Origin of the sequence: Schlesneria sphaerica (assembly GCF_044336245.1) — a bacterium.
Taxonomy (GTDB): Bacteria; Planctomycetota; Planctomycetia; order Planctomycetales; family Planctomycetaceae; genus Schlesneria; species Schlesneria sphaerica.
Genome location: NZ_CP172346.1, coordinates 6,997,038 through 7,021,512 on the forward strand (window position 1 = coordinate 6,997,038; position 24,475 = coordinate 7,021,512).

The 24,475-nt window shown below is 55.7% G+C and carries 16 protein-coding genes; 8 read left to right on the top strand and 8 right to left on the bottom strand.

The window, feature by feature from the left end; genetic code table 11:
• The first annotated feature begins 358 nt into the window (after positions 1-358).
• From ACGY09_RS25045 to ACGY09_RS25065, 5 genes are all read left to right on the top strand, one after another.
• Positions 359-2,107, top strand: a complete 1,749-nt coding sequence (locus tag ACGY09_RS25045) for a hypothetical protein (RefSeq protein WP_397569906.1) — start codon at positions 359-361, stop codon at positions 2,105-2,107.
• A gap of 204 nt (positions 2,108-2,311) precedes the next feature.
• Entirely contained in the window at positions 2,312-3,544 is a 1,233-nt protein-coding gene (glp, locus tag ACGY09_RS25050; protein WP_397569907.1) for a gephyrin-like molybdotransferase Glp, read from the top strand.
• Between the two features lie 147 nt (positions 3,545-3,691).
• A complete protein-coding gene (gene mgtE / locus ACGY09_RS25055; RefSeq protein WP_397569908.1) occupies positions 3,692-5,077 on the top strand; it encodes a magnesium transporter in 1,386 nt (461 codons plus the stop codon).
• A gap of 354 nt (positions 5,078-5,431) precedes the next feature.
• Complete coding sequence (locus ACGY09_RS25060; protein WP_373652237.1) at positions 5,432-6,331, top strand: B12-binding domain-containing protein; 900 nt, start codon at positions 5,432-5,434, stop codon at positions 6,329-6,331.
• The gene (locus ACGY09_RS25065) at positions 6,328-7,791 is read left to right on the top strand and encodes a cryptochrome/photolyase family protein (protein WP_397569909.1); all 1,464 of its coding nucleotides are present in this window, start codon (positions 6,328-6,330) and stop codon (positions 7,789-7,791) included. The genes ACGY09_RS25060 and ACGY09_RS25065 overlap by 4 nt, the downstream gene beginning before the upstream one ends.
• Positions 7,792-7,829: 38 nt before the next feature.
• On the opposite strand, the gene ACGY09_RS25070 is transcribed toward ACGY09_RS25065, so the two are convergent.
• Positions 7,830-8,651, bottom strand: coding sequence for a dimethylarginine dimethylaminohydrolase family protein (locus ACGY09_RS25070; RefSeq protein WP_397569910.1), 822 nt, complete (start codon positions 8,649-8,651; stop codon positions 7,830-7,832).
• 1,266 nt (positions 8,652-9,917) lie between these two features.
• Here ACGY09_RS25070 and ACGY09_RS25075 point away from each other — a divergent pair.
• Positions 9,918-10,481: an FHA domain-containing protein gene (locus tag ACGY09_RS25075; RefSeq protein ID WP_373652234.1), complete on the top strand. Its 564-nt coding sequence runs from the start codon at positions 9,918-9,920 to the stop codon at positions 10,479-10,481.
• Positions 10,482-10,602: 121 nt separating this feature from the next.
• Here ACGY09_RS25075 and ACGY09_RS25080 read toward each other — a convergent pair whose 3' ends face one another.
• Both ACGY09_RS25080 and ACGY09_RS25085 read right to left on the bottom strand, forming a co-directional pair.
• Positions 10,603-12,057 carry a DUF1501 domain-containing protein gene (locus ACGY09_RS25080; RefSeq protein WP_397569911.1) on the bottom strand — a complete coding sequence of 485 codons (1,455 nt, stop codon included), beginning with the start codon at positions 12,055-12,057 and terminating at the stop codon, positions 10,603-10,605.
• A 104-nt stretch (positions 12,058-12,161) separates the two neighbouring features.
• The gene (locus tag ACGY09_RS25085; RefSeq protein ID WP_397569912.1) at positions 12,162-15,149 is read right to left on the bottom strand and encodes a DUF1549 domain-containing protein; all 2,988 of its coding nucleotides are present in this window, start codon (positions 15,147-15,149) and stop codon (positions 12,162-12,164) included.
• 83 nt (positions 15,150-15,232) lie between these two features.
• Between ACGY09_RS25085 and ACGY09_RS25090 the strand changes: the two genes are divergently transcribed.
• Complete coding sequence (locus ACGY09_RS25090) at positions 15,233-16,144, top strand: helix-turn-helix domain-containing protein (RefSeq protein ID WP_397569913.1); 912 nt, start codon at positions 15,233-15,235, stop codon at positions 16,142-16,144.
• Positions 16,145-16,280: 136 nt separating this feature from the next.
• Here ACGY09_RS25090 and ACGY09_RS25095 read toward each other — a convergent pair whose 3' ends face one another.
• Positions 16,281-16,643 (bottom strand): 4a-hydroxytetrahydrobiopterin dehydratase, encoded by a 363-nt coding sequence (locus tag ACGY09_RS25095; protein WP_397569914.1) that lies wholly within the window; start codon positions 16,641-16,643, stop codon positions 16,281-16,283.
• A 93-nt stretch (positions 16,644-16,736) separates the two neighbouring features.
• Between ACGY09_RS25095 and ACGY09_RS25100 the strand changes: the two genes are divergently transcribed.
• On the top strand, positions 16,737-18,188 hold the full coding sequence (locus ACGY09_RS25100; protein WP_397569915.1) for a DUF1501 domain-containing protein: 1,452 nt from the start codon (positions 16,737-16,739) through the stop codon (positions 18,186-18,188).
• A 45-nt stretch (positions 18,189-18,233) separates the two neighbouring features.
• On the opposite strand, the gene ACGY09_RS25105 is transcribed toward ACGY09_RS25100, so the two are convergent.
• The 4 genes from ACGY09_RS25105 to ACGY09_RS25120 all read right to left on the bottom strand — a co-directional run bounded on the left by ACGY09_RS25105 (position 18,234) and on the right by ACGY09_RS25120 (position 24,016).
• Positions 18,234-21,674 (bottom strand): PQQ-binding-like beta-propeller repeat protein, encoded by a 3,441-nt coding sequence (locus ACGY09_RS25105; RefSeq protein ID WP_397569916.1) that lies wholly within the window; start codon positions 21,672-21,674, stop codon positions 18,234-18,236.
• Positions 21,675-21,739: 65 nt separating this feature from the next.
• The gene (locus tag ACGY09_RS25110; protein ID WP_397569917.1) at positions 21,740-22,594 is read right to left on the bottom strand and encodes an ExbD/TolR family protein; all 855 of its coding nucleotides are present in this window, start codon (positions 22,592-22,594) and stop codon (positions 21,740-21,742) included.
• A gap of 182 nt (positions 22,595-22,776) precedes the next feature.
• Positions 22,777-23,238 (bottom strand): ExbD/TolR family protein, encoded by a 462-nt coding sequence (locus ACGY09_RS25115; RefSeq protein WP_373652226.1) that lies wholly within the window; start codon positions 23,236-23,238, stop codon positions 22,777-22,779.
• A gap of 121 nt (positions 23,239-23,359) precedes the next feature.
• Positions 23,360-24,016 (bottom strand): MotA/TolQ/ExbB proton channel family protein, encoded by a 657-nt coding sequence (locus ACGY09_RS25120; protein ID WP_373652225.1) that lies wholly within the window; start codon positions 24,014-24,016, stop codon positions 23,360-23,362.
• Between the last annotated feature and the right edge of the window lie 459 nt (positions 24,017-24,475).

The window sequence follows — 24,475 nt, forward strand, 5'->3', positions numbered from 1 at the left end:
TTCCCTTGCTGAAAGGCTGCTTGCCTCTGCTCGCAGCGTGATTTCGCGACCGCGATCGGTCTCCTTATCCCGCTTCTCAAGTAAGTCCGTTTCGCTGCCGCGGCGGGACGTGGAGGAGCCGGAGGTTCGGCGGGTTCTGCCGATGGGGTCGATCCAGAGCCGAAAAAGTGGAATTTTCAATACGATCCGAATGTTCGGTACAGTTTACCACACGACTGCGCCGATACTTCCGCTAGGCGCAGAATGCTGCGCCCGTTGAGTTATCGTTGCGTTGGGGAGCGGAGAACGGGCTTCTCGGAGCTGAGACGAGACTCGCGAACGTTCCGAGTTCACGGCGTTCATAGTCAGGGAACGACTGATGCGGACACGGCACTGGTTTGCTGTAATGATGGGTGGATGTTTGGCCTTGGCGGGCGTTGGTACGGCTACGGCCCAACCACCGGGAATGCCGACCAATGGGAATCCGGATCAGGTGGGAATGGGAATGATGCCATCGCCATTCGCGGGAGCGTATGGTCAGGTGCCACAAACCTACTCCGGGATACAGCCTGCGGGGTATCCTCCGAATGCGAATGCATGGCCGAATGTGTCGCCATTCGCGGGGCCTCCCGTGGATTCCACGGCCTATGAAGATGGGTTCTGGTTCAACAGAATCCTGCAGGGAAATCGTCGCTACTATTTCTCTGCAGAAGCGTTGCTTGCCCACACACGTGGGGGAGACTCGACTCTGATTGGTGCCCCCGGCGTCAATCCCGTGTCGATTGACGCTCTTCAAGGGCAAAATGGAACGGGTACGACTACGACAGGCAACCTGATCTTTGGGACGACCCAATTCAATCAGGCAGTCTTTACCACTGGTCCTTCACGCAACGTCAACGCCAATGGCGGCGGTGGCAACGGCGGCGGAGGCAACGGGACAGGTGGAGCGGCTGTCGTTAATATTTTTGCCGCACAGGATACGGGCAACCTCGCGAACGTGATGACCTCGGGCGGGTTCCGGGGCACGTGGGGTTGGTTCAATCCGGATGACACCGGGTTCGTGGTCTCGGGCTTTGTCCAGGGGCGAGCGACCTCCAGCTGGAATCTGGTTGATCCCCTGCTCGATATCAATGAGTTCAGTGGTAACTACAATCCTCTGTTGCACCTGCATGCCTGGTTTGGTTTGCCTCTGGGCAGTTCGGGAACGAACAGCACGATTACTAACTCCACCGGAACCATTTCGACCGGCACAGGTCCTGATGGAGATACCGATGGTGATGGCAAGTACGGTGCGGTCCAGCCCTACGACATGGGTGTGTACCTGCGGTTTAACTCGCAATTGATGGGGGCCAACTCGGACTATTACTTCAATTCCATCTATGAGCGTCGCGCTGTCAAGCTTCGCCCCTTGCTCGGTGCCCGGTACTTGCACTTGCGGGAAAGCTTCAGCTTTGACGGCTCTGACAGTGGACTGGGTTACACAGTCAACGATCCGTCATCCGGCGGAACTGGTGGTGGAGGTGGTAATAACGGCGGCGGTGGCGGGGGAACCACGACAGGGACGGGATATCTGACGCCATCTGCACTGGACGCAATCTTCTCGAACCCGAACGTGCTTCACTCGAATCTGGTCTCCTCCACTCTGTCACAGATGGCAGGTCCTGAAATCGGGTTGCGGTTTGATCTGGGACCTCAAAATGCCAAGTTCCAGATGTGGGGAAATACGAAGTTCGGAGCCCTGGCAAACGTGACCTCACGTCAGATCACGGGGTATGGGATCGGGAATGCCTTCAATATCATTTCTCCCAATACGGTACCTCAGATGCCGAACGACCCGACCCTTACGGCGTTCAGCACGAGCCAGACGACAACCAACTTTTCGCCAATGTTCGAGCAATCGATCAACGTCAAGTTCCCGGTCTTCAATCTGGTACCCTATCTGAACCGCCTGGAGGTCTTCGAGAAGGCCCAACTGCAAGCGGGATACACCTTCCTGTATGTTGGACAAGTCTACAGACCGCACAATACAATCATCTGGAACCAGTTCCCCAAGACACCGCAATTGAACGGTCAGAAGTCGGACTTCTTCAATTCGAACTTCAATCTGGGTGTTGAGTGGGAATACTAGGATTCCAGACTGTCAGACGGATCCTGGATCGAGTAGAGGCGGCACGAGTGGCCGCCTCTGAGCTGAATACCGTGAACCGATATGAATTAGGCCACTGGCCGGTCGAGTTGAATGCCAGTGCCTCGTGCAAAGTAAGCAATCCGCTTTGACGTAGACGAGTCGAGCCGGCCTTGCCCAGTTCATAGACCACGCAAAGAAGACAATATGTGGACTGTGGACGACGCCCTCCAGAAACTGGTCGCAACTATTACGCCCCTTGGTGTTTCCCAGGTACCTCTCAGTGAGGCTCTTGGACTGACACTGGGGGCGGACGTCATTAGCCACTCGGATTCTCCCCCTTTCGACAAATCGCTGATGGATGGTTACGCCGTCCGGGCAGAAGATGTCACCGCCGTGGGCACGTCGCTGAAAGTGATCGAAACGGTCACTGCTGGGCGCGTCCCATCGATGCGAGTCGGTCCGGGTGAAGCCACACAGATTATGACGGGGGCTCCTCTTCCCGAAGGAGCCGATGTGGTGATCAAGGTTGAGGACACCCGGCGAGACGGCGATCGCGTTGTAGTGCAGTGCGGTCCACCAACTATCGGTGCAAACCTGATTCGACGAGGGACGTCAGTTCGGTCAGGTGCATGTGTTCTGAGTCGGGGCCTGACACTGAACGGTGCCCGCATCGGGGCGCTTGCAGAACTGGGGTGCGCACACGTCACGGCCCGGAGACCCCCGAAGGTGTCCATTCTGGCAACAGGCGACGAACTCGTTCCGATCGAATCCGCTCCCGGCCCCGGCCAGATTCGCAACTCCAATGTTGCCATGCTCGCGGCCCAGGTTACAGCAGCGGGTGCCGAGGCAATGTCTCTGGGAATCGCTCGAGATAATCGAGACGACCTGCTGTCGAAGATTCGAGAGGGGTTGCAATCAGATCTACTGGTCCTGTCGGGGGGCGTCTCGGCCGGAACACTGGATCTGGTCCCGGCAACGCTGGCGGAAGCGGGGGTGGAGCAGGCCTTCCACAAGGTCGAAATGAAGCCGGGTAAACCTCTCTGGTTCGGTCAGTTCCGCGGCGTTGATCGATCAGCGTCTGTCAGTTCGGCGAGCCACTCTGCCTATGTGTTCGGTTTGCCGGGCAATCCTGTCAGCAGCATGGTCTGCTGCGAGATCTTTGTCCGGACGGCGATTCGCCGTCTGATGGGGGTCGATCCTGCAACACCCAGTCCGATCTTTGCGAAACTCGAGCACGCATACTCGACTCGGGCTGATCGTCCAACGTATCATCCCGCGTGTCTGACGTGGACGAAAGAGGGACTCAGTGTCCGGTTGGTTCCCTGGCACGGATCGTCTGACCTGTGCGGCACCGTTTCTGCGAACGGTATGGTGTTTCTCTCGGGCGAAGCTCGCCAGTTTCAGGTGGGTGATTGCCTTCCGTCGTATGCTTGGTAGAGGGTGTCAGCAGTCGCTCATCGGCGCAGGAATCGCTGTCTGACGCTGGCTTTCATGACATCTCGGGAAGTCGGCTGAGAGACCAGCAGGAACAGCGGAACACGGATGCTCGGGTCGAGCTGACGAGTCTGAGAGGATTCAAGACAAATGCTTTGCAAGTTGATGCTGCCAGAGATTCGTGAGCTGATCGAAAACCGCGATGGCACAACGCTGAGCGAAGCGCTGGATATGTGGCAGCCGGCGGACATTGCTGAATTGTTTGCTGATCTCAGCGACGCTGACCAGAAGGCGGCATTTCGTTTGCTGCACGGGCCCCAGCGCACATTGATCTTTGAATATCTCGACCGGCCAACACAACATATGCTGTTGGAAAGTCTTGAGCCCGCCGACGCGGGTGCGCTGTTCAATGACATGTCGGCAGACGACCGGACCGCTTTGCTGGAAGAGCTCGACGAAGCGGACCGCGAGAAACATCTTCAAACACTTTCAGCACAGCAGCAGGCGATTGCACGGTCCCTGCTCCATTATCCTGAGGACAGTGTCGGCCGATTGATGACGCCCGATTTTGTCGCGGTCCGCCCGAATTGGACCGTTGAACACGTGCTCGAGCATGTCCGTCGTCACGGGCAGGACAGCGAGTCTCTCAATGTCGTCTATGTCGTCGACCATGACATGCACCTGATCGATGACTTGAGAATTCGACAGATTCTGATTGCACCGGTCCACATCACCATTGAGCGGTTGATGGACTCCAATTACGTTGCGCTGCAGGCGACTGATCTGAAACGCTCCGCAATTGAAGTCTTCCGCCGGTACGATCGAACGGCACTTCCGGTGTTGGATGAACATCACAAACTGGTTGGGATCGTCACCATCGACGACGTGCTGGATGTCGCTGAACAGGCGGCAACCGAAGACGCACAGAAGTTCGGTGGACTGGAGGCCCTGAGCGAGCCCTATGCGAGCACGCCCCTCTTTACGATGGTGCATAAACGAGCAACCTGGCTCGTCATTCTGTTCCTCGGGGAACTTTTAACCGCCACGGTCATGGGATACTTCGAACACCAGCTCGACCAGGCGGTGGTGCTCGCGCTGTTCATCCCGCTGATCATTTCGAGTGGAGGAAATTCCGGTTCACAGGCCGCGACGTTGATCGTGAGGGCCCTCGCTGTGGGAGAGATTCGGCTTGTCGACTGGATGAAAGTCTTTCGCCGCGAGGTCATCTCGGGATCAATTTTGGGATTGTTGCTGGGATCGATTGGCTTCTTACGAATTGCGACATGGAGTTTGTTTTCCGACGTTTATGGCGAACATTGGGCGTTGGTCGGAATGGCAGTCAGTCTGTCCCTGGTAGCGATCGTGCTATGGGGGTCTCTGATCGGTTCGATGTTGCCGTTCGCTCTCAAACGCCTCGGGCTTGATCCTGCGACCTCCTCTGCGCCGTTCGTCGCCACGTTCGTCGACGTGACGGGATTGTTAATCTATTTTTCGATCTCAATCGTTGTTCTGGGCGGGACACTTCTGAAGAATTAGCCGTCGTCGCTATTCGGTTGCGCGGACCTGGCTTCTCGAAATCCTGACGCGCGATTTGAAACGGATGGTGACCACTTTTCGCGGTGCGTTCTTAAATCGTTTTTTGCTTCTTTTTGAATGGCGCTGCTTCAAAACAGCGCGAATTGATTTTTCGGACGCTCTGGTGTCGAAAAAAAACGACATTCATGTATGGAGTTTTGGACACAAAGTGCGTATTACTTCATGAAATGGATTTGTAGCATGCGACGGCGATCATCAGCCGGCGGGCCTTGAGATGGAGACTGTATTGTAATCGTTGCGGACGCGACGGTGAGCTGTCTAAAAACAAAACGAAATCGTGCCAGGGAAAAAGAAATGAATGATTTACTTTCCCCAAAGCAAGTGGCAAGAGCGATCGGACTCAGCGAATCGTCGATCAAAAGATACTGTGACCAGGGTGCAATTCACTTTGTGCGTACGCTCGGCGGGCATCGCAAATTGCCTCTGAGTGACGTGTTGAGGTTTGTCAAAGAACGCGAACACGTGATTGTCGTGCCCGGCGCTCTCGGGTTGCCAACCCGATCGCAGCGTTCCGAGATTGGGCTGGAGCGAGGGGTTAGAATCCTTGTAGATGCCTTGATCAAAGGAAATGAAGAATCCGTCTGGCAAGTCGTTTATGATCTTTATTTGGCCCGGCATTCCATCAGCACAATTTGCGACCGGCTGATGATCCCTGCTTTCCGCGAGATTCGTGAACGATGGGCGTCGTCGTCAATCGAAGTCTACCAGGAACGTCGAAGTTGTGAGTTCCTTCAAAGAGTCTTGTTCAATCTCCGATCGACCCTGAAGGCGCCCGACAAGGAATGGGATGCCTGCGGTGGAACTTTGGAAGACGATACCAACAGCCTTCCGAACGCAATGGCGGAACTGGTTCTGCGCGACTGCCTCTGGAATGCCACCTCGCTGGGTACGTCAATTCCCTTTGACTCCATGGTGAATGCGCTCAGCGACATGAAGCCGCGACTGTTCTGGCTCACCGCAACACGCATTTCTGATATTGATCGATTCGTCAAGCAGGTTGAATCATTGTCGCAAATCGCCGAAGCAAATGGCGTTGCCTTCCTGGTGGGTGGTAGAGCGGTCGACGAAGATTTGCGTCGGAGACTCGCGGGATTGTCGTGTCAGGTCTGTGAGTCGCTCCAACAACTCGAGAATCTGGCCAGATCTATGCGGCGTGCGGGGGCAACAAACGCGGGGTTAGAAACAGAGTCGTGAATCGTCCCCATATCATCTGGTTTCAACGCGATCTACGGATTGAAGATCATCCCGCCTTGCAGTCGGCCATCGAGCGAGGTGAACCGGTCGTCCCACTCTACATCCATTCACGTCCCGTTAACGATGAAACCGCTCCAGGTGCCGCAAGTCGCTGGTGGTTGCATCAATCGCTGATGCGACTGAATCGCGAGTTACAATCTCGCGGTTCCCGCTTGATCCTTCGAACCGGGGAACCGTTGGCCATACTGCTGGAACTGGTTGACGAGTTGGACGCGGTTGCCGTCTACTGGACTCGGGGCTACGAACCGGCGTTACGCAAGCGAGACGAAATCACGAAGCGTGAGCTCAATTCTCGCGGAATTGAGGCCGAGAGCTTCGGCGGCAATCTTCTCTTTGAACCGTGGGACATTCAAACCAAAGAGGGTCGTCCGTATCAGGTCTTCACCCCCTTCTGGAAGGCATGTCTCAAGGCTTCGCCCCCCGACGAACCACTTCCCGCTCCCGAGCAGATTCGGCCGCCAGATCAATGGCCCAATTCGTTGACGGTCGACGACCTCAAGCTACTTCCCACGATTCGCTGGGACGACGGTTTTCATCAGTTCTGGGAGACACCACAAAATTCCGCCGCAGATGTGCTGGATCGATTTCTGAAGTCGGCCGCGTTTGAATACGACACACAACGAGACTTTCCAGCGACACGCGGTACTTCACGACTTTCTCCCTACCTGCATTTCGGCGAGATCAGTCCACGCACGGTCTGGCACCAGACTTCAAAACTGATCGAAAAAATGTCGGGCAAGAGTGTCGCCACCGCGACAGAAACGGCAGGGCCTGACACGTTTCTTAAAGAAGTGGGCTGGCGCGAATTCGCACACCATTTGATCTATCACTTTCCGTCGACAGTGGAACGGCCGCTACGGGCGGATTTCGAGAGATTCCCGTGGCGAGAGGATCCTTCGGGTCTGGTTGCCTGGCAAAAGGGAGAAACTGGCTACCCGATAGTGGATGCCGGAATGCGCGAATTGTGGGCGACCGGGTGGATGCACAACCGGGTGCGGATGATTGTCGGTTCTTTTCTTGTTAAGGACTTGATGATCTCGTGGAAGTACGGCGCCGCGTGGTTCTATGACACTCTGGTTGATGCAGACCTCGCCAATAACACATTGGGGTGGCAATGGATTGCGGGCTGTGGGGCCGACGCGGCTCCGTACTTTCGAATTCTCAATCCGCAACTGCAATCGGAAAAATTTGATCCTCAAGGATCCTATCTCCGTCGCTGGATACCAGAACTGAAAGACCTTCCACTCCCCTGGCTGCATGCCCCGTGGACGGCTCCTGCTGGAATTCTTGCAAGGGCCAATGTTGTTCTGGGAAAGAACTATCCGAAACCAATCATCGATCATGGCGTTGCGCGTGAGCGAGCCCTCGACGGACTGCGCCAGATGAAAGACGCCCCGTAAGCACGGAATAGCTTTGCCGGGCGACGCATACGTCAGGGCTAGGTCGCGGCCTCTTCTCCATCCAGTCGCAGTGTCAAACATTTTGCGCTTCCACCCGCTTTGAGAAACTCGTCCAGCGGTGTGCTATGGGGAATGAAGCCGTGCTTTGACAGGCTGGCCTCCAACAGAGGGCAACCCTCATTCAGAACGACATGCCTTCCAACGACGACGGCATTACAGGCGAACCTCGCGGCTTCCTTTTCGTTGACTTCAATCAGGAGTGGGATCTGCTGAAGTGCACGGCGGGCGTAGTCATCGAATGCGTGAGGAAAGTAAATCGCAGACGTCGCATCGAGGGGACAAAAACACGTATCCAGATGATAGAAGCGATCATCGACCAGTTGCAGCGGGATGGCGCGGCAATTCAATTCCGATCCCAGCCACTGGATGGAAGAAGCATCACTGCGAACAAGGTATCCGCCGTACAACGTGTCTCCGCAGAAAAGAGCGTCGCCTGCTCCTTCAAAGTTCAGCCCAACCGGCAACGTGATGGTCTCGAATCCATTCGCGGTGAACCAGGCGTTGTCGATCGGTGTTTCGCCCTGACGTGCGGGATGTCGAAAGGTTGCAAGGAATATCTTGTTCTTCCAGACCAGACCCGCATTCGCGGTAAAAACCAGGTCGGGAAGGCCCTTGACTGGATCCATCAGACAGATCTTCACGTTGAGTTCGCGCAGCAGATCGTGCAACGTCTGCCACTGCTGCATGGAGCGGGCTGAGTCGCTGGGCGTGTCTCGATTCATCCATGGATTGATCTCGTACTCAATCCCGTAGTAGTCGGGTGGGCACATCAGGATCGTTGGCCGAATGATTTCTCGCATGATAGACCCCACGATTCAGAACGGTGTGACTTTCTGGAATCGTACGCAAGTGTCACCAATCTGTCTCAGTGCGCAACGTGACGACACCTTTCTGACGAGGGGACGACCTGAAGAATGGGCCCGTCGCAAATGGATCTGCTGTGCCCGGGGGGAGCAGTCCTTCGTGTGGCTTCGTAAAAGCCGGTCGAAGAAAACACGAAATGTTGACAGGTGTCGCGCGAGCGACGGGATTGCGGGCGAAAGATTAACTGTGCTCGCATCCTCCCCGAGTATCGTCCCAGGTCGCCGGCAGATTTCTATTCCGAAACTGATGGTGCGACTTTTCTGAATGAGTAGTACGGCCGTGACTGGTCTTTGATTCACTCTGTTCGCATCGCCGAAGGAACGTGATCACGGAGAGCACGACGTTGCGTTATAAGAAGATTTGGGGTATCAGTTGATTGATGTTCACTTATCAAGTCAGCTTGTCATCCCTGATGAGCGACGGAATACTGGAATCAGGAAGACAACTCAGCGTTGCCGATTCCACAATGGAATCTCTAAGTACGTGATAGACTACCGTTAAGGCCAAGCCACCTCCCTTCGCTTCGTTCTCGATGCAGGCCTGGAAAACTGACGAGTGAAAACGTGATTTCTGATCGCTGGTCTCAGTTGCCGAACCTCGATGTCGCAATCAATCCTGTCTTGATTGATGAAGCCGATCGTTGCGATGCAATAGCGATGAATCAGCCCTCGGAACTTCACGACCGCGCTGGTGTCCCGGTAATAGAAGAAACCCGGACGCAGTCGTCATTAAACCGACGAAAGGCGATAGCTCAATCTTTCCAGTTAAGGTTCGCTGGCGAGGTGAGCCTCGAGATCGGTGGACGCGTCCAACCTTCTGATGTTCGATGTCTTGTCGTCATTCTGATGTCGAACAATGTGCGAATATCGCGTCACCTGAGTCATCGGGCCGGTTCGTACAATGACCCGTTAAATCCAATTGAATCTTACGCGCTTACCACCTTCGGATCCCCGGTTTTAAAAGCCATCTGGACAAAATCCGGGCTTCAAGACACAAAGGGGGCTGATTCGATTCTGCTTGTCTGTGACTGTGGCAACTATTTTCGTTTGAATTCCCTCCAGAAGGGGCGAAACACGGGATGCCACAATTTAGCGAACCGACAACGGTACCAGAATAAAATTTCGCCAAGGCCCCTGCTGTCGATTGCCTGCCAATGCTCGAGGTGCTGAATCGCCCTCGATATCTGAGAGAGGTTGAGAAGAATGTCAGAACTCGTCATTCAGTCGGGCAAGCTCCAGGGGAAGCGCCTTGTCCTGCCTTCCAAGCAAATGGTGGTGGGACGGGACGACGACTGCGACTTGCGTATCGGTTCTGCACTCGTCAGCCGCAAACACTGCGTCCTGAAAAATACACCTGAAGGAATTCTGGTGACAGATCTGGGAAGTCAGAACGGAACGCTTGTTAACGACGCGCCAATCAAAGGGCCGACCCTGCTTCGAGAGGGAGATGTTCTCAGGATCGGTTCGACGTTGCTGCAAGTCCCTGTGAAGCCGAAGGCGAAGCAATCTGTCAGGAAGTTTGAAGAAAAGATCTCTGAAACGGAGATCGCAGACTGGCTGGCTGACGTCGGCTCGCACTATTCCAGCGCTGATACGGCGGTGTTACCGTCGTATACTCCCCCCGTCCCCGACGGGGCACCTGCGATGCCAGCAGACAAGCCGATGACGAACTCTGAACTTCAAAAGAAGCTCTCAGCCACTGATGAGGCCGCCGAAATTATTCGCAAACACTGGGAAGCCGTGAAGGCAAAACAGAAAACCAAATAAGCTCGACTTGCCAACCGGCGCAAGTGAGGCGCCATCAAAAAGGGCAGGATCAGAGGCTCATATCGCCTTTGCCCTGCCCTTTCCTGTTAGATGGTCCAGGACGTCTTCTCATCTCGACGGATCAGATAATTTCCTTGATCGGTTCGACATGCTCCACACCAACGAGCTTCTGGTCGAGTCCGCCGAAGTAGTAGGACAGGCCGTTCGGATCGAGACCCATCTGATGCAGCACGGTGGCGTGAAGCCGCTTCACGTGCATCGGCGATTCCACCGCAGCCGAGCCAAGTTCATCGGTCGTGCCGACGCTGACTCCTCCTTTGACACCTCCCCCGGCCATCCACATCGTGAATCCATACGCGTTGTGGTCGCGCCCTGTTCCCATCGCGTACTCTGCTGTTGGTTGCCGACCGAACTCTCCACCCCAGATCACCAGGGTGTCCTTCAGCATTCCACGCTGCTTCAGGTCTTTAAGCAGCGCTGCGATAGGTTGATCCGTATTGCCCGCGTGGAAATTGTGGTTCTTTTCCATATCGCTGTGGGCATCCCAGTTCGCGTCGTTATGGCTACCGCCGGAATACAACTGGATGAACCGGACACCCCGCTCAACCAGTCGACGCGCCAGCAGGCAACGTCGGCCGAAATCCTGCGTTCGCGGCTTGTCGATTCCATACATTCGCTGCGTTTCTTCGGTCTCCTGTGAGAAGTCGACAGCCTCCGGCGCGTGCTGTTGCATCTTAAAGGCCAACTCATAGCTGTTGATGCGCGCGGCCAATTCGGAATTGTCTGAACGCGTCGCTGCGTGTTCCGTGTTGAGATCTTTTAACGTGTCCAGAAGTTCCCGCTGCATCGCCCGTGTTGTGCCTGCGGGGGTGTTGAGGTCGATGATGGGTGACCCCTTTGAGCGAAGAATTGTTCCCTGATAGGTCGCGGGCATATATCCGCTCGACCAGTTCTTTGCTCCGCTGATTGGACCCCCGGACGGATCGAGCATAACGACGAATCCCGGCAGGTTCTCATTGACGCTGCCCAGCCCGTAGTTGACCCAGGAGCCCAGGCACGGACTACCGGAGGTAATCTTTCCTGAATTCATCATGAGCATGGCGGAACCGTGGATGGGCGAGTCCGCAGTCATGGAGTGCAGAAACGCGATGTCGTCGACGCAGGTGGCCAGATGAGGGAACAGATCACTGACCCATTTGCCGCACTGGCCGTACTGGTGGAAATCCCAGCGTGGTTCGACGATGCGGCCCTGATTTTTGTGACCACCGCGTCCGAAAGTTTTCACTTCAATGGTCTGGTTGTCACGGCCCTTCATGGCCGGTTTGTAATCAAACGTGTCAATGTGGCTCGGACCACCATACATGAAAAGAAAGATCACATTCTTCGCTTTGGGGGCGAAGTGGGGATCCTTAGGCGCTAACGGATTCTGGTGCCCGGTGATGCCAGCCGCATGCACCTGAGACAGTCCGAAGCGATCACACTGAAGCATCCCAGAGAGGGCGGTTCCCGCGAAACCTGCACCGGACTGCCAGAGAAACTCGCGCCGCGTTCGTCCGCAGAAGTTAGAGTTGGACATCGTTTTCTTCCTGATCATCTAGAGCTGTATGCCGGTTTGAGGCGGACGAATCTGACTGAAGCTCATGAAGCCAGGTCAGCGACTCGTCAACATGGATTTCAACATCAGTCGAGGTAGATCGACTCGTTCAGATTCAGTGTCATCAGACAAAACTGTTCCAGTGCCTTGTCCGCAGACAATCCGTGTTTGGTCTTAAGGTCATGGATCAGTTGGATACCGCGGTCAACCATAACCGGGTCGGGCTCTCGATTGAGCGCGATGCGATAGGCCTGGATCACCTGTTGCTTCAGTTCGGTCCCTTTCTCATCCTTCAATCGCGCCGCAAACACGACCGCCTGTTGATTCAGGAATTCCCCATTCAGCATCCCGAGTGCCTGCGTCGGCTGGGTTGTGGTGAATCGCGCTGCGCAACTGGTGTCCGTATCGGCTACGTCGAAGTCAGAGAGGATGGGGAGAATCAGTGAGCGTTTCACCTGGACGTAGACGCTTCTGCGGGATTGGTCTTCCTCTGATGATTCGTTCCACCCTGCTCCCGGGACGGACTGTCCCGCTTTGACTTCGTCGCTGATTTTGGGAAAAACTCCCGGTCCGTACATCTTGAGATTGAGTTTCCCGCTCACGGCGAGGATCGTATCGCGGATTTCTTCTGCACCCAGGCGCCGCATATCGTGCCGCCAGAAGAGATTGTTCAGTGGGTCGACCTCCAGCGGATTGGGGCCGTTGGTTGCACTCTCCTGTGACGATGTCTCTGCAGAGCGATGTGGTGCTCGTGACGACATGCGATAAGTGTTCGACATGACGATCAACTTCTGCAATCGCTTGATCGACCAGGGTGCGCCGGGAATCGTGCGAGTGGCCCCTGCTCCATCGGCATCGGCACCGCGCGTGAATTCGATCGCGAGCCAGTCGAGCAATTCGGGGTGAGTCGGGGGATCGCCGAGCAATCCAAAATTGTTCGGTGAGCGGACGATGCCGCGTCCGAACAGATGCTGCCAGATCCGATTGACCATCACGCGGGCTGCCAGACGGTTGTCCGGTGCAGTGATCCAGTTTGCCAGAGCGAGTCTTCGTCCGGAACTCGTCGCACCGGCAGAAGGCTCGGGGATCCGAGCATCGCCGCCACCAAGGGCGGAAAGATAGGCCGGAACCACTTTGTCCCCGGGAGACTGCGGGTTTCCCCGCTTCAGCAGCATCGTCTCAGGTGGCGTGGGACCGACTTCGGTCACACAAAGCGCCATGTCCACGTTGACCTTTTGATTCTTCTTCTGTTCCAACTGCTTCAAGAGTTCCGTATATTCCAAGTAGCGTTTTTCACCCAGGAGGGTCGGTCCCTGACTCGTGATCAAGCTCTTGAAGTCTCGCTGCTTCGTCGGAGCCGTTTCCCCGAGTGAAGCATCATTGCTGATCGCCGACAGGTAACGGTTGGTAAAGCCAGGACCTGACCACTTTACAATCAGCTCTTTGGCGCCGGTCGGTCCCTGGAAATAGTCCAGGCGAACCGGAGTACGTCCTTTCTTGAGTTCGATCGTTCGCTTCTGGGGATTTCCTGTACCGTGGATCCCATCATGCAGCAGAACTTCCTGCCCCTGGATCGAAAGGCGTGAACCGTCGTCGGAATCCAGAGTGAAAGTATACTCGCCGTCTGCGGGGACCTTCAAAATCCCTTTAAACACGAATCCGAACGAGAATTCACGTGACGCTGGCGTAATGTCGAAGAAGCCCTGCTCCAGCTTGCCAGTCGTTTCAGGTTTCAGCAAATCAAAGTCGGGCAATTTCTCCCACGTGTCACGGTAAAAGCGGTACTCCAGATCATCGAGATCGGGTGATTGCTGGCCAGTCGTCTGCGAATTCAGCTTCCCCCGAAACTCTTGTTCGATCTTTGTGATTGACGCCTGGATCTGGTCGAGTTGTGCCTGGTGCTCTTTCACCGCTGCCAGATAATCCTGCTTTGCGGCCTCGTCGCGGAAGATTGGCCGCTCGACATTGGGATTGGGATAGCCGTTGGGCGCGATCCCCTGGAAGAACGAGAGGAAGCTGTAATAGTCCTGCTGCGGAATCGGGTCGATCTTGTGGTCGTGACAGCGAGCGCAGTTCACCGTCAAGCCGAGGAAGCCTTGCGCGGTCGTGGTGATGATGTCATCGAATCCATCGAAGACTGCCAGAAGTCGATCGGCCGGTTCGTCGTCCCATTGGCCGAGCCGGTAGAAACCCGTAGCGATCAAGCCATCGGATCCTGCGTCGGGCAACTCGTCTCCCGCCAGTTGTTCACGTACGAACTGGTCGTATGGTTTATCGCTATTGAATGCGCGAATGACGTAGTCGCGATAACGCCAGGCATTGGGCTTGGGCCCGTCTCGCTCGAAGCTGTTGGTGTCGGCATAGCGGACGACATCCAGCCAGTGCCTGGCCCAGTGCTCGCCATAACGCTCTGATGCGAGCAGTCGATCGACGAGCTTTTCGTAGGCGTTCGCGGACTTGTCTGAAATGAATGACTGAATTTCTTCTCCCGTTGGAGGAAGCCCGGTCAAGTCGTATGTCAAACGACGGATCATCGCGAATTTTTCGGCTTCCGGAGCGGGCTTCAGTCCTGCCTGCTCGAGTTTATGGAGTATGAACGCATCAATCGGGTTCTTGACCCATTCCGAGTTTTTCACTTCGGGAGGGGGCGTCGACTGCAGGGGAAGAAAGGCCCAGTGCTCTTTCCAGTCAGCACCTTGGGCGATCCAGGCGGTCAGCAGTTCAATCTGTTCGACAGTCAGCGGTGGACCTTCGGGGGGCATGCGGAGCGAATCATCCGTGGCAGTGATTCTCCGAAGAATTTCACTCTCGTCCGGCTGTCCAGCGACGATCGGCTGAGCTCCAGAAGGCAACTTTTTGAAGACCGCGTGTTTGTCGTTTAGTCTCAGGTCCGCCTCGGCAGTATCCGGTCCATGGCAAGCGAAGCACCGTTTTGCCAGAATCGGCTGAATCTGGCGTCCGAAATCGATTCGGTCAGGCGATTGCGCGAATAGTCCAGAGGGAGCAACAAAGATGCTGCTGATCAGGATGACAGCCATCAGCCACTGTAATTGTCGTTTGCAAACCACGTTCATCCTTCCGCTTTCTGTCTCATTTGCGCTCGAATCGCATCGACATTGGTCGACGCTCTATCATACCGTTTTCAAGTCAAATCGCCATGAGTCGATCCGACCAAAAGCTATCGGAAACCGACATTCGGCCTGCGGGTGCCTTGGTTTACGTCGTTCGGGCAGATACCGACGATTCTCGGGAATGGCTGTCAGAATCGCCCATATGTCCTGAGCTGCAGCGATATCGAATCCGACATTTAGCCGTGGCCAAAATGGCTTCTCCGTTTCAAATCGTGAGGACACGGTTGTCCGGAAGTTATTTCCTTGCCTGTTTTGGCGGGGAAGGTCGAGTTCTCGTCGACGGTCGTTGGACGGATTGCGGGCCGGGGCAGGCAGTACTGCTGCCACCTGGCACGCTTCAGGCGTTTCACACGACACCAGGCCGAGTGTGGGACTTTTGCTGGGTTCGTTATCAGGAACGTGCCGGTCAACAGCCATTGATCTCGGCACACTCACCCGTCTTGACCGAGTTCGATCCGGAAGGGTTGCGTCTGGCGATTCTGGGACTCTATCACGAGTGCCTGTCGCGACAGAGCATTACCTTATCGGATAGCAACACTCCACCCTCGGATCAGACTGTCGTTGGACGATGGATCGATCTGGTGAACCACTACGTTCTGCGGTTTGCAGTTCCAACGCGACTGGACGCCCGAATCTGGCAACTCTGGGAACAGGTCGCAGCATCACTGGACCAATCGTGGACCGTCACACAGATGGCAGAAATCGTGCATCTCAGCGAGAAGCAACTACAGCGTCTGTGCCTCAGGGAACTCGGTCGCACTCCGCGGCAACAACTGATCTGGTTGCGAATGCGGAAAGCGGCGGAGTTGCTGTCAGAACGAAGTTCTACGGTCGAATCCATCGCCGTTCGCGTTGGCTACAAGAACCCCTTCGTATTTTCCTCCATCTTCAAACGGGTTATGGGCTGGTCCCCCTCCAATTATCCTCATCGCAAGTGATGAAGATGCTTTCACAGAACTGACGGACACGGAAACAATGTGCCGCGGTGCCAGTTTACAAACGCGATCGGATGGGTTTTCTGAATGGATGATTCCATGTGAGTTCCGGTTCCGGCATCACCAGCAGTGTGAGTCGTCAGGACTTAAGTTCGACAGGCAACTCGTCAATCTTTGCTGCCAGAATAAAATCGTTCTCTGACAGGCCGTCGATGGCGTGAGTCCAGATCTCGATGGTCACATTCCGATAACCGGCAATATGCAGATCGGGATGATGCCCTTCTGCTTCTGCGATCTCTGCAACCTTGTTGAAGAAGCGCATGCCCGCCAGAAAGTTCTTCACGGTCCAGGCCTTGCGAATTCGTTTGCCGTCGGCCGTGAGCGACCAGCCCGAGAGCCGGGTGAGTTGTGCTTGCGCTTCAACGTTTGTCAGCTTGGGAACGCCTCCTTCGCACGGCAGGCAGCGTTTTGCTCGGAGTTGTTCTGCACTTTGAGTCGTCATGATTTTTCTTCCAGAAGTGTCGTGAATTGTGGGCTGAATAACGTATTATAACATTTCCCGTGATCCCGCATGACGAGTTGAGGAGAAATCCAGATGGCGGACGCAATGCACTTCGAAGAACTGCTGCTGCGAGAATCGACTCGCCGTCACTTCTTTCGAGACTGTCGGGTGGGACTGGGGGGGATGGCACTGAGCGGTTTGATGGGCTCTGGTCGCGAAGCCTCTGCAGAGCCCCAACCATCGGGATATGGCGGTCGCGATCGACATCACCCGGCAAAAGCAAAGTCCGTCATTTTCCTGTTTATGGCAGGTGGTCCCAGTCAGCTAGAACTGTTTGATCCCAAGCCCAAATTGCAGGAGCTCAATGGGCAGGTCATTCCCGAGTCATACGTCAAAGGGAAGCGATTTGCCTTCATCAAGCCAGACGCGGCACTCTTGGGGACCGATCGCAAATTCGGTCGATATGGAGAGTCAGGGGCCGTCATCAGTGATTGCCTTCCCCATCTCGCGACCGTCTCAGACGATATTTGCATCGTCCGCTCAATGTCGACGGACGTCTTTAATCATGGCCCCGCAAAGCTCTTCATGAACACGGGATCGCCCCAGTTCATGGGCCGACCCAGCATGGGTGCGTGGGTGACCTACGGAATCGGAAGCGAATCGCAAAATCTTCCGGGCTTCATGGTGTTACAGTCGGGACCTCGCGGACCTCGCGGCGGGGCTCCCCTGTGGTCCAGCGGATTCCTTCCCACCAAGTACCAGGGCGTTCCCCTGCGCTCCGGGAAAGAGCCGATCTTGAATCTGGGCAATCCGCCCGGAATGAGTTCCGTTCAGCAGCGCGATTTCATTAGTGCGGTGAACGATCTCAACGGAATTCGCCACGAGTTTACGCAGGATTCGGAAATCGCCACACGCATTGCCTCGTATGAGATGGCGTATCGCATGCAAACCAGTGCCCCTGATTTGATGGATCTTTCCGGAGAGACGAAAGAGACCCTGGAGCGGTATGGGGCGGAACCGGGGAAACACTCCTTCGCCAATAACTGTCTGCTGGCACGGCGCCTGGTCGAGCGCGGCGTTCGGTTCGTCCAGCTTTACCATACTGACTGGGATCACCACGGTAACGTGGGAACGGAACTCGGAACGTCGCTCGATGAGCGATGCAAGGAAGTTGATCAAGCATCCGCAGCTCTCGTCTATGACCTGAAGCGGCGTGGTTTGCTTGATGAAACAATCGTGGTATGGGGAGGAGAGTTCGGTCGAACGCCCCAGGGAGAACCACGGGATCTGAAGGGGCGTGACCACCATGTGGAAGCTTTTACCATGTGGCTCGCGGGGGGAGGTATTAAGACCGGTCAGACGATCGGTGCCACCGACGAGATTGGATATTACGTCACCGAAGACAAGATCCACGTGCACGACCTGCATGCAACAATGCTGCATCTGTTAGGGATCAATCACCTCAACCTGACATACAAGTTCCAAGGGCGGAATTATCGATTGACTGACGTGCATGGCCAGGTCGTCGACAAACTGCTCGCATGAAGAACTGGCGGCCGGTGACTGGGAGCGAGTAAACGTGGGCCCGTGCTAGTTGAGGCGGTAAAGTGTTCCGTCTGCAGCGACGGCGTAGAGCGTCTCCTGTACCTGACGCAGTCCAATCGACAGGCCTTGGGGCAGATCGAATCGTCGCAGTTCGGTGCCGGTCCGGGGATCAAGCACGAGGACGGTCCCGTTACGACAGCCAAGCCATAGTTGGTCGCCCACGAGCAATGCGGGACCGACCGGCTCAAGATGTTCCAGTGGATACGTCCATTCTGGGGTGAGTGTCTTCCCCTGGGACAGTGACCGTAGTGTCTGGTCTCCTGCACGCACGACAATTGACTGTCCCACTTCCCAAAGTTGTCGGATCGGTGCCGGAAGACTGATCTGACTGTCGACATCGAACGAACGCGTACTGAGTTGCTTGAGGCTGCCTTGTGCATCAGCCACGTACAGTGACTCACCTCGCACAAGGGGCATGACGTCCACAGGATGATCCAGTTGGAGTTCCGCGGCGCTTGCAAGATGAGGAATGTCACCTGTTCGAAACTGAACCCTCGTCAGGCGCCCCTTCCCGTCAATCGCGATGAGTTCGGTATCGCTGATCCGAACGAGATGAGTCCACCGATGTTCGTCCGATTCCCCGACGGGCAGAATTAGATCCTGCGCGGCCTTGCGGTTACCGGACAGCAGCTTCAGGCGGGAAGGAAGTGGGACCACGATTCCGTCGTTTAATTGAACGGGATCTGTCTGAGGAATCTCATCCAGTTTGTGGCTTTCGACTAACTGGCCCGATGCGTTGAGAACGTGCATCTGGACAGTTTCGCCTGCAGCGATGATGGCGATGCGCTGGTCGTGCAGGACCGTTGCTCGTAGGGGATGGCTGATGTTCGCGGGCAGATTCAGGTCCGTTCCGGACTTCAGTTCAATTCCCCCCTGCGCCAGCCTCGTTTTCCCGATGTTGTAAACAGTCCCGCTTTCTCCGACAGAGATCAGGCCGCCATCGCGAGTTGACACCATCGTCAAAGGGCCGTCCCCCAGGATGCATCGCCAGGGGCTTGTCAGACGTTCCCGTTCGAACGCGGAAAAGGTGACTGCTTCGCTGTAGCGAGACTTTCGTGCGACGAAGAACTGTTCCCCAATTGCTTGCAGAGGTTGTGAAGCGATCCCTGGTGCTGCGAAGTTGGAATCCATGCGGATTGCGTTGCCGGTGATTTCAAATCGGCGAAATGCCGACCCCGCAGACCAGAATTGATTGTCGGGGCCCAATGCCACAAACAGGGGGGAAGCAACCTGATGGGATTTCGCACTGGTGTCCGCCCGGTATTCACCGACAGACACAATTCCCTGATGACCCGGTTCATCAGAAACGGCGAACGCGGCGAACTGTTCTCCCGAAGAGGGAACGACGAGCTGATTACCGCGAAGCACCGGAGTATCCCTGACCTGGCCATTGATTCGGGTCGAGTTGAGTTCGACGAGAGAGTCGCCCGGCTGGCTTGCGTTCCATAATCTCAGCCTCGTGCTTTCCGCGCGGTCGTTCTCACAGATCAGTAATAAGTCCCCCATCATTAACGGAGGGGCTGTTACAGAGCCGCCTGAGTGATCGGTGAAGGTGGTTGCTGTGGCTGACAGCGCGGGTTTGGACGAGGTCGTGTGCACCGAAAGCGAATAGATCATCGCAATCTCGCCCGGTACGAGCAGGTGGTTACCGTCTCTTGACAGCACGGGAGGAGTTGCCAGGTTTTGCGAGAACGAGACGGTCGCGGAGAGGCGTCCTGTTTCGACTTCGATCCTCACCAGTTTGTTACCGCGGAGGGAACAGTAGAGCTGTCCCTCATGGATCAAAGGCTTTCCAATCATCGGGGCATTCAGCGGCTGTTTCCACACCAGTTCACCGGTTGCAATTTGACATGCCTGCAGAGTGTTGCTGCGAGTATCAAACAGGACGACAAGTGATTGCGATCCCTGCGAGACGATCGGAAAGAACGGGGTCAGGAAACCGACGACTCGCCGCCAGACTAATTCTCCGGTCGCCGGGTCGATGGCGTAGCAAGAATCCTTGGCCGTGACAAACACGATTCTTCCGGTCGTCTGGTCATCCATCCGGGACCGGGAGTGTGACACGGCGAGCACGGGTTCAGGAGACCAGCGCGGCTCGTCCGTGGTTTCTGCGGCGCGTTCTGTCTCATCGGTGGCGATCAATGATTTCTCCAGATCGAGCGCCTTCTGCTGTGCATCCTTGACTCGTCTGACGTTCTTGAAATCAGGGAAGGACCTGACGAGCCGTTCGCGTTCCGAAAGTGCGACCATCGGCTTTTTATCTGCAATCGCGGCGTCGATCGCAGCCATGGCTGTGTCGAACGTTCGCTGCTTTTCAATCGCATTCTTGGCCCTGCCCCGTTGCTCGACGATGCGCGCCACTGTTCCGGTGGGTGGCGCTGCCGGATCGGAATACCGCTCAAGCAGATCCTGCGCATCTTTAGACAGCACTAGCAGGTCCGGATTGTGGCTCGTCTCTGCCGTCTTAGCGGATCCCAGTGCAATCTGTTCTGCATACTGAAACAGTGTGGAATGCAGCGTCGAGAAGTCGGAATCATTCCGATGTGCTCTGATCATCTCGTTTAAACGCGCAAGGCCCTTTTCCCACGAAGGGACCGCGCCAGAGATCTCTTTCTGGATTTGAGACTTTGCCAATCCGCGCTCGGCCTGCCGTCGCAGTGCATGTCGAGGGTGCTTCTCAATAAACCGCTCAAAACTGGCGATCGCCTGCGAATACTGACCGTCGTTCATTTCAGCAACGGCACGGTCATACATGCGATTGGTCTGTTCCCGGGCCATCAGGAACCAGAAGATTCCTGTGATGAGCAGCAGCGCCAGTCCTCCCCCGGCCAGAGCCAGGACCAGCGGAGATTTGAGTACCTCCTGTTCTCCTGGGCGGACGGGCGGCCGATCAAACAGCGTCCCCGCGGACTTAGCCTGCTTTTTTGATTTTTCCCGGGGAACGTCAAGGAAATCATCCTCATTCTCATCCTCGTCGCCAAAGAGCGAATCGATCATGGCCTGTGATTCAGTGATCACCGGCCCCTCGAACAGGGAAAGATCCTCCGGTGGCTCCTCGCGCTGCGTCTTTCGGTCACGCTTGCGACTGGTTGCGGGTGGTGGCGGCGGTGGGAGTTCGGGGGCAGGAACCTGCGCCGAATGTGGATCATCGTAAACGATACGACTCTCACCCAACTGTATGACATCGCCCGACTTGAGAGTCAGATGCGCCACCTTCTTCGAGTTGACTTCGACCCCGTTCCCGGTGGCTGCGGTCACTTCAAAACCGGTCTTGTTCCAACTGACCCTGCAATGCATCGCGGCAATATCGGCATCGGAGATACAGATGTCGTTGAATGGCTGACGCCCGATTGTCAAAGGCTGCGAACGAGACAACTCGAATGACTCTGTCGAACCATCGTTCCGTTGAAGTTTCAGTGAAGCCATTTTGACATTCATCAAGGAAATAGGGGTTGGCGTTCGGGTTTCAGCGTAACAGGGGCTGAATACCCTCAGTCTGCTTTCTTTCGCGATGTCATTCTGATTTTCTGCATTCCGACTTCATTTGCTGCGTCAATGACCGCGATCACGTGACGATGCTGGGATTGGGAATCGGCCGTCACCAGGAGTTCGGTTTTTTGTTCCTTGCGCATTTTGTCGCGCAGGGTTTCTGCCAGTTGCGCTGCGTCCCCCAGCGGTTCGTCATCGATCCAGATCGTATTGCTGTCATCGATTTTGACGATGATCGATGTCCCCAACAGGTCTTCCATGATCTGAACCTGCTGGCTTGCACCCTGCTGGTCGGGGTCAGGGAGCGGGACTTCGATGCTTTTTTGCAGACTGAACGACGCTGAAACCATGAAGAAGATCAGCAATTGAAACGTGACATCGACCATCGGTGTCAGGTCCATTTCCTCATCACCTCGACTACGCCGACGGATCGACAGCGGCGCGTATCGCTGCTCTTCGTCTTCCTCGTCTTCATCATACTCGTCGTAAACCTGGTCCTCTTTGGGGGCATCATGGCTTTTGTCGAACGAGAACGGAGGATCGGAAGACTGCGCAGGTATCGGCGTCTCCGAAACCAGTTCCGGATTCGCGTCCAAGGGGAGATCCGACGGACCTGTCCATTCTTCTTCCTCGCTCTCAAGCTCCTCTCCGTTCCGATCGTTTGAGACCGGTTCGTCTGACTTTCGTGCCGCGTGCTCGGGTTTGTTGGTAGCGGGAACTACGTCGGGCTCGTTGTCGGCCTGCGGAATTTGTTTCGGCGCGGCTGGAGTGAAGATGTCCTGCTCGGGGACCTGGGTCTGCTCGCCGCATGTCGGGCATTCCACAACCGCACCGGCCTTCCGGCTGGAAATCGCCATCAATCCCTGACAGTGCGTGCATCGGAAACGAATCGGCATAGAAGCGACCGGTAGAAGAGCGTTAGGAAAAGGTGCCGTTCAATAAGTTAGCAGTTTCGGGTAGCGGTTCGCATTCGACTTCACGTTCGCACCGATGAGCGAATCGTATTTCGTGTCCGGTAGGTTTCGGCGAACTGACCGGGTCACTCATCTGGTTTGTCTCCCACACCCATGTAGAGTTCGGCCCCTTCGACTCCTTTGATTGTTTGAGCCACCTCGTCGACGAGTCCGTGCAGAACGTCTCCTTCCGCTTTGAGGACAAACTTCTTTTTCCCGTCCCGCATGTTCTCTTCGACGTATCGGCGCACTTCATTCAGATCTGCTTCCGGTCCCTGTCCATCGCCAAGGACGATGCGGGGCGAATCGGCGGAACTCGATGGAGCAAAAATCGTGAGCACCGCGGTGCCCGACGAATCGACGCCCACGGTATGTTCCGCGGGTGGTACATCAATATCGGGCGTCCCCTGCATGGTGGAGGCGACCATGAAAAAGATGAGCAGGAGGAACGTCACGTCGATCATGGGAGTGATGTCCATTTCCCCGTCGGCAATTTTGCGCCCTCCGCCGAACGATCCTCCATTCGTAAACAGGCTGCGCTTTGCCATGTCGGACACCTTGCTGGAGATTCACGTGAAGAGAGCGATCGACGGGCAGATTTCCACACGGGGATTGACTCCTGCAGCCACGAAAGAGGTCTTTTCCGAAGCTGCATCCCGTGCGACGAATTTACTTCCGTCTGGATGAGACGAGTTCAAGTTGGTCAAGGAATTTGCCAATCTGGTGTTGAACGCTGTCTGTCAATCGGCCAATCCGAACCTGCATGGACGCCATACACATCACGAGGGGAATTGCGATCATCAGACCGACGGCCGTGGTAATCAGTGCAAAGCTGATGTCGTTCGCGAGGCTGGCCGGATTCACACCTGTCGCCTGTTTACCGGCAATCTTTCCGAATGCCGCGATCATCCCCAGCACGGTTCCCTGCAATCCGAGCATGGGAGCGGTCTTTACCACGGTATTGACCCAGGACATCTGATAGTCCAGTTCTGTCAGCACTTCGCGTTCGAATGTTTCACTCATTGCCTGCCGCAGTTTGGCGGGGTGCCACTGCCGGTTTGCCATCGCAATGAGAATGAGTTGCGGAACAGCCTTGGACCAGTAGGGCGGCGAGTCGCACAAGGTCACAACTTCATCGAACTCTCGATTTTTGAGATGTTCATTCACCTGATTCAGGAATTCGTCTGCTATTGCCTCGGAGCGGAATTTCTTCTGATTGATCCGACGAAAGATCAGCACAACCAGAAAGATTCCATATACGGCCGCGATACCCTGCATCGGATAGATCAGGTTGCTCATCAGGTCGACGAGCGCGGTCATGTCCATAAGGACTCTCCAATTTACGATGACAGAGGTTCGAAATGGCCCAAAAGAGAGAGGCACCTGGATGGGCGACGAAGATACCCTAAACGCCATCCGTTCGAAACCGATCGCAGGTTCGTGAGATTCCAAGATGAATAACGTTACTGGCCGCGACCAGGAATAAATCGATCGACCCAGTCACGACGACGGACTTCGATTCGCCCTGCCGTTCAGGATTGAGGATGGGTGCCCAGAGTCGGGCGGGACGGAAAGGTTCATCGTGCCTCACCGCGCGGGGCTGCGTCGTAGCGGAACTGTCGGAAGATCCTCGACAGAGTTTTGCTTAGATTTCAAGGGTAGTAACGGGGGCTCCTGCACGCTTGCCCCCGCGAGATGTCGCGAAGCACTACTGACCGAGATCAAATTGCGAATCGAAAGGCCCGAGGTCAAACGATCGCAGGGAATGTTTCCGAGCGTGCGTTG

Excerpts from the sequence above, each read along its gene's own strand:
- mgtE (WP_397569908.1), top strand. The coding sequence starts at position 3,692 with ATGCTTTGCAAGTTGATGCTGCCAGAGATTCGTGAGCTGATCGAAAAC.
- glp (WP_397569907.1), top strand. The coding sequence starts at position 2,312 with ATGTGGACTGTGGACGACGCCCTCCAGAAACTGGTCGCAACTATTACG.
- ACGY09_RS25085 (WP_397569912.1), bottom strand. The coding sequence starts at position 15,149 with ATGAACGTGGTTTGCAAACGACAATTACAGTGGCTGATGGCTGTCATC.
- ACGY09_RS25090 (WP_397569913.1), top strand. The coding sequence starts at position 15,233 with ATGAGTCGATCCGACCAAAAGCTATCGGAAACCGACATTCGGCCTGCG.
- ACGY09_RS25110 (WP_397569917.1), bottom strand. The coding sequence starts at position 22,594 with ATGGCGATTTCCAGCCGGAAGGCCGGTGCGGTTGTGGAATGCCCGACA.
- ACGY09_RS25045 (WP_397569906.1), top strand. The coding sequence starts at position 359 with ATGCGGACACGGCACTGGTTTGCTGTAATGATGGGTGGATGTTTGGCC.
- ACGY09_RS25100 (WP_397569915.1), top strand. The coding sequence starts at position 16,737 with ATGGCGGACGCAATGCACTTCGAAGAACTGCTGCTGCGAGAATCGACT.
- ACGY09_RS25095 (WP_397569914.1), bottom strand. The coding sequence starts at position 16,643 with ATGACGACTCAAAGTGCAGAACAACTCCGAGCAAAACGCTGCCTGCCG.
- ACGY09_RS25075 (WP_373652234.1), top strand. The coding sequence starts at position 9,918 with ATGTCAGAACTCGTCATTCAGTCGGGCAAGCTCCAGGGGAAGCGCCTT.
- ACGY09_RS25080 (WP_397569911.1), bottom strand. The coding sequence starts at position 12,057 with ATGTCCAACTCTAACTTCTGCGGACGAACGCGGCGCGAGTTTCTCTGG.
- ACGY09_RS25120 (WP_373652225.1), bottom strand. The coding sequence starts at position 24,016 with ATGGACATGACCGCGCTCGTCGACCTGATGAGCAACCTGATCTATCCG.
- ACGY09_RS25105 (WP_397569916.1), bottom strand. The coding sequence starts at position 21,674 with ATGGCTTCACTGAAACTTCAACGGAACGATGGTTCGACAGAGTCATTC.
- ACGY09_RS25060 (WP_373652237.1), top strand. The coding sequence starts at position 5,432 with ATGAATGATTTACTTTCCCCAAAGCAAGTGGCAAGAGCGATCGGACTC.
- ACGY09_RS25070 (WP_397569910.1), bottom strand. The coding sequence starts at position 8,651 with ATGCGAGAAATCATTCGGCCAACGATCCTGATGTGCCCACCCGACTAC.
- ACGY09_RS25115 (WP_373652226.1), bottom strand. The coding sequence starts at position 23,238 with ATGGCAAAGCGCAGCCTGTTTACGAATGGAGGATCGTTCGGCGGAGGG.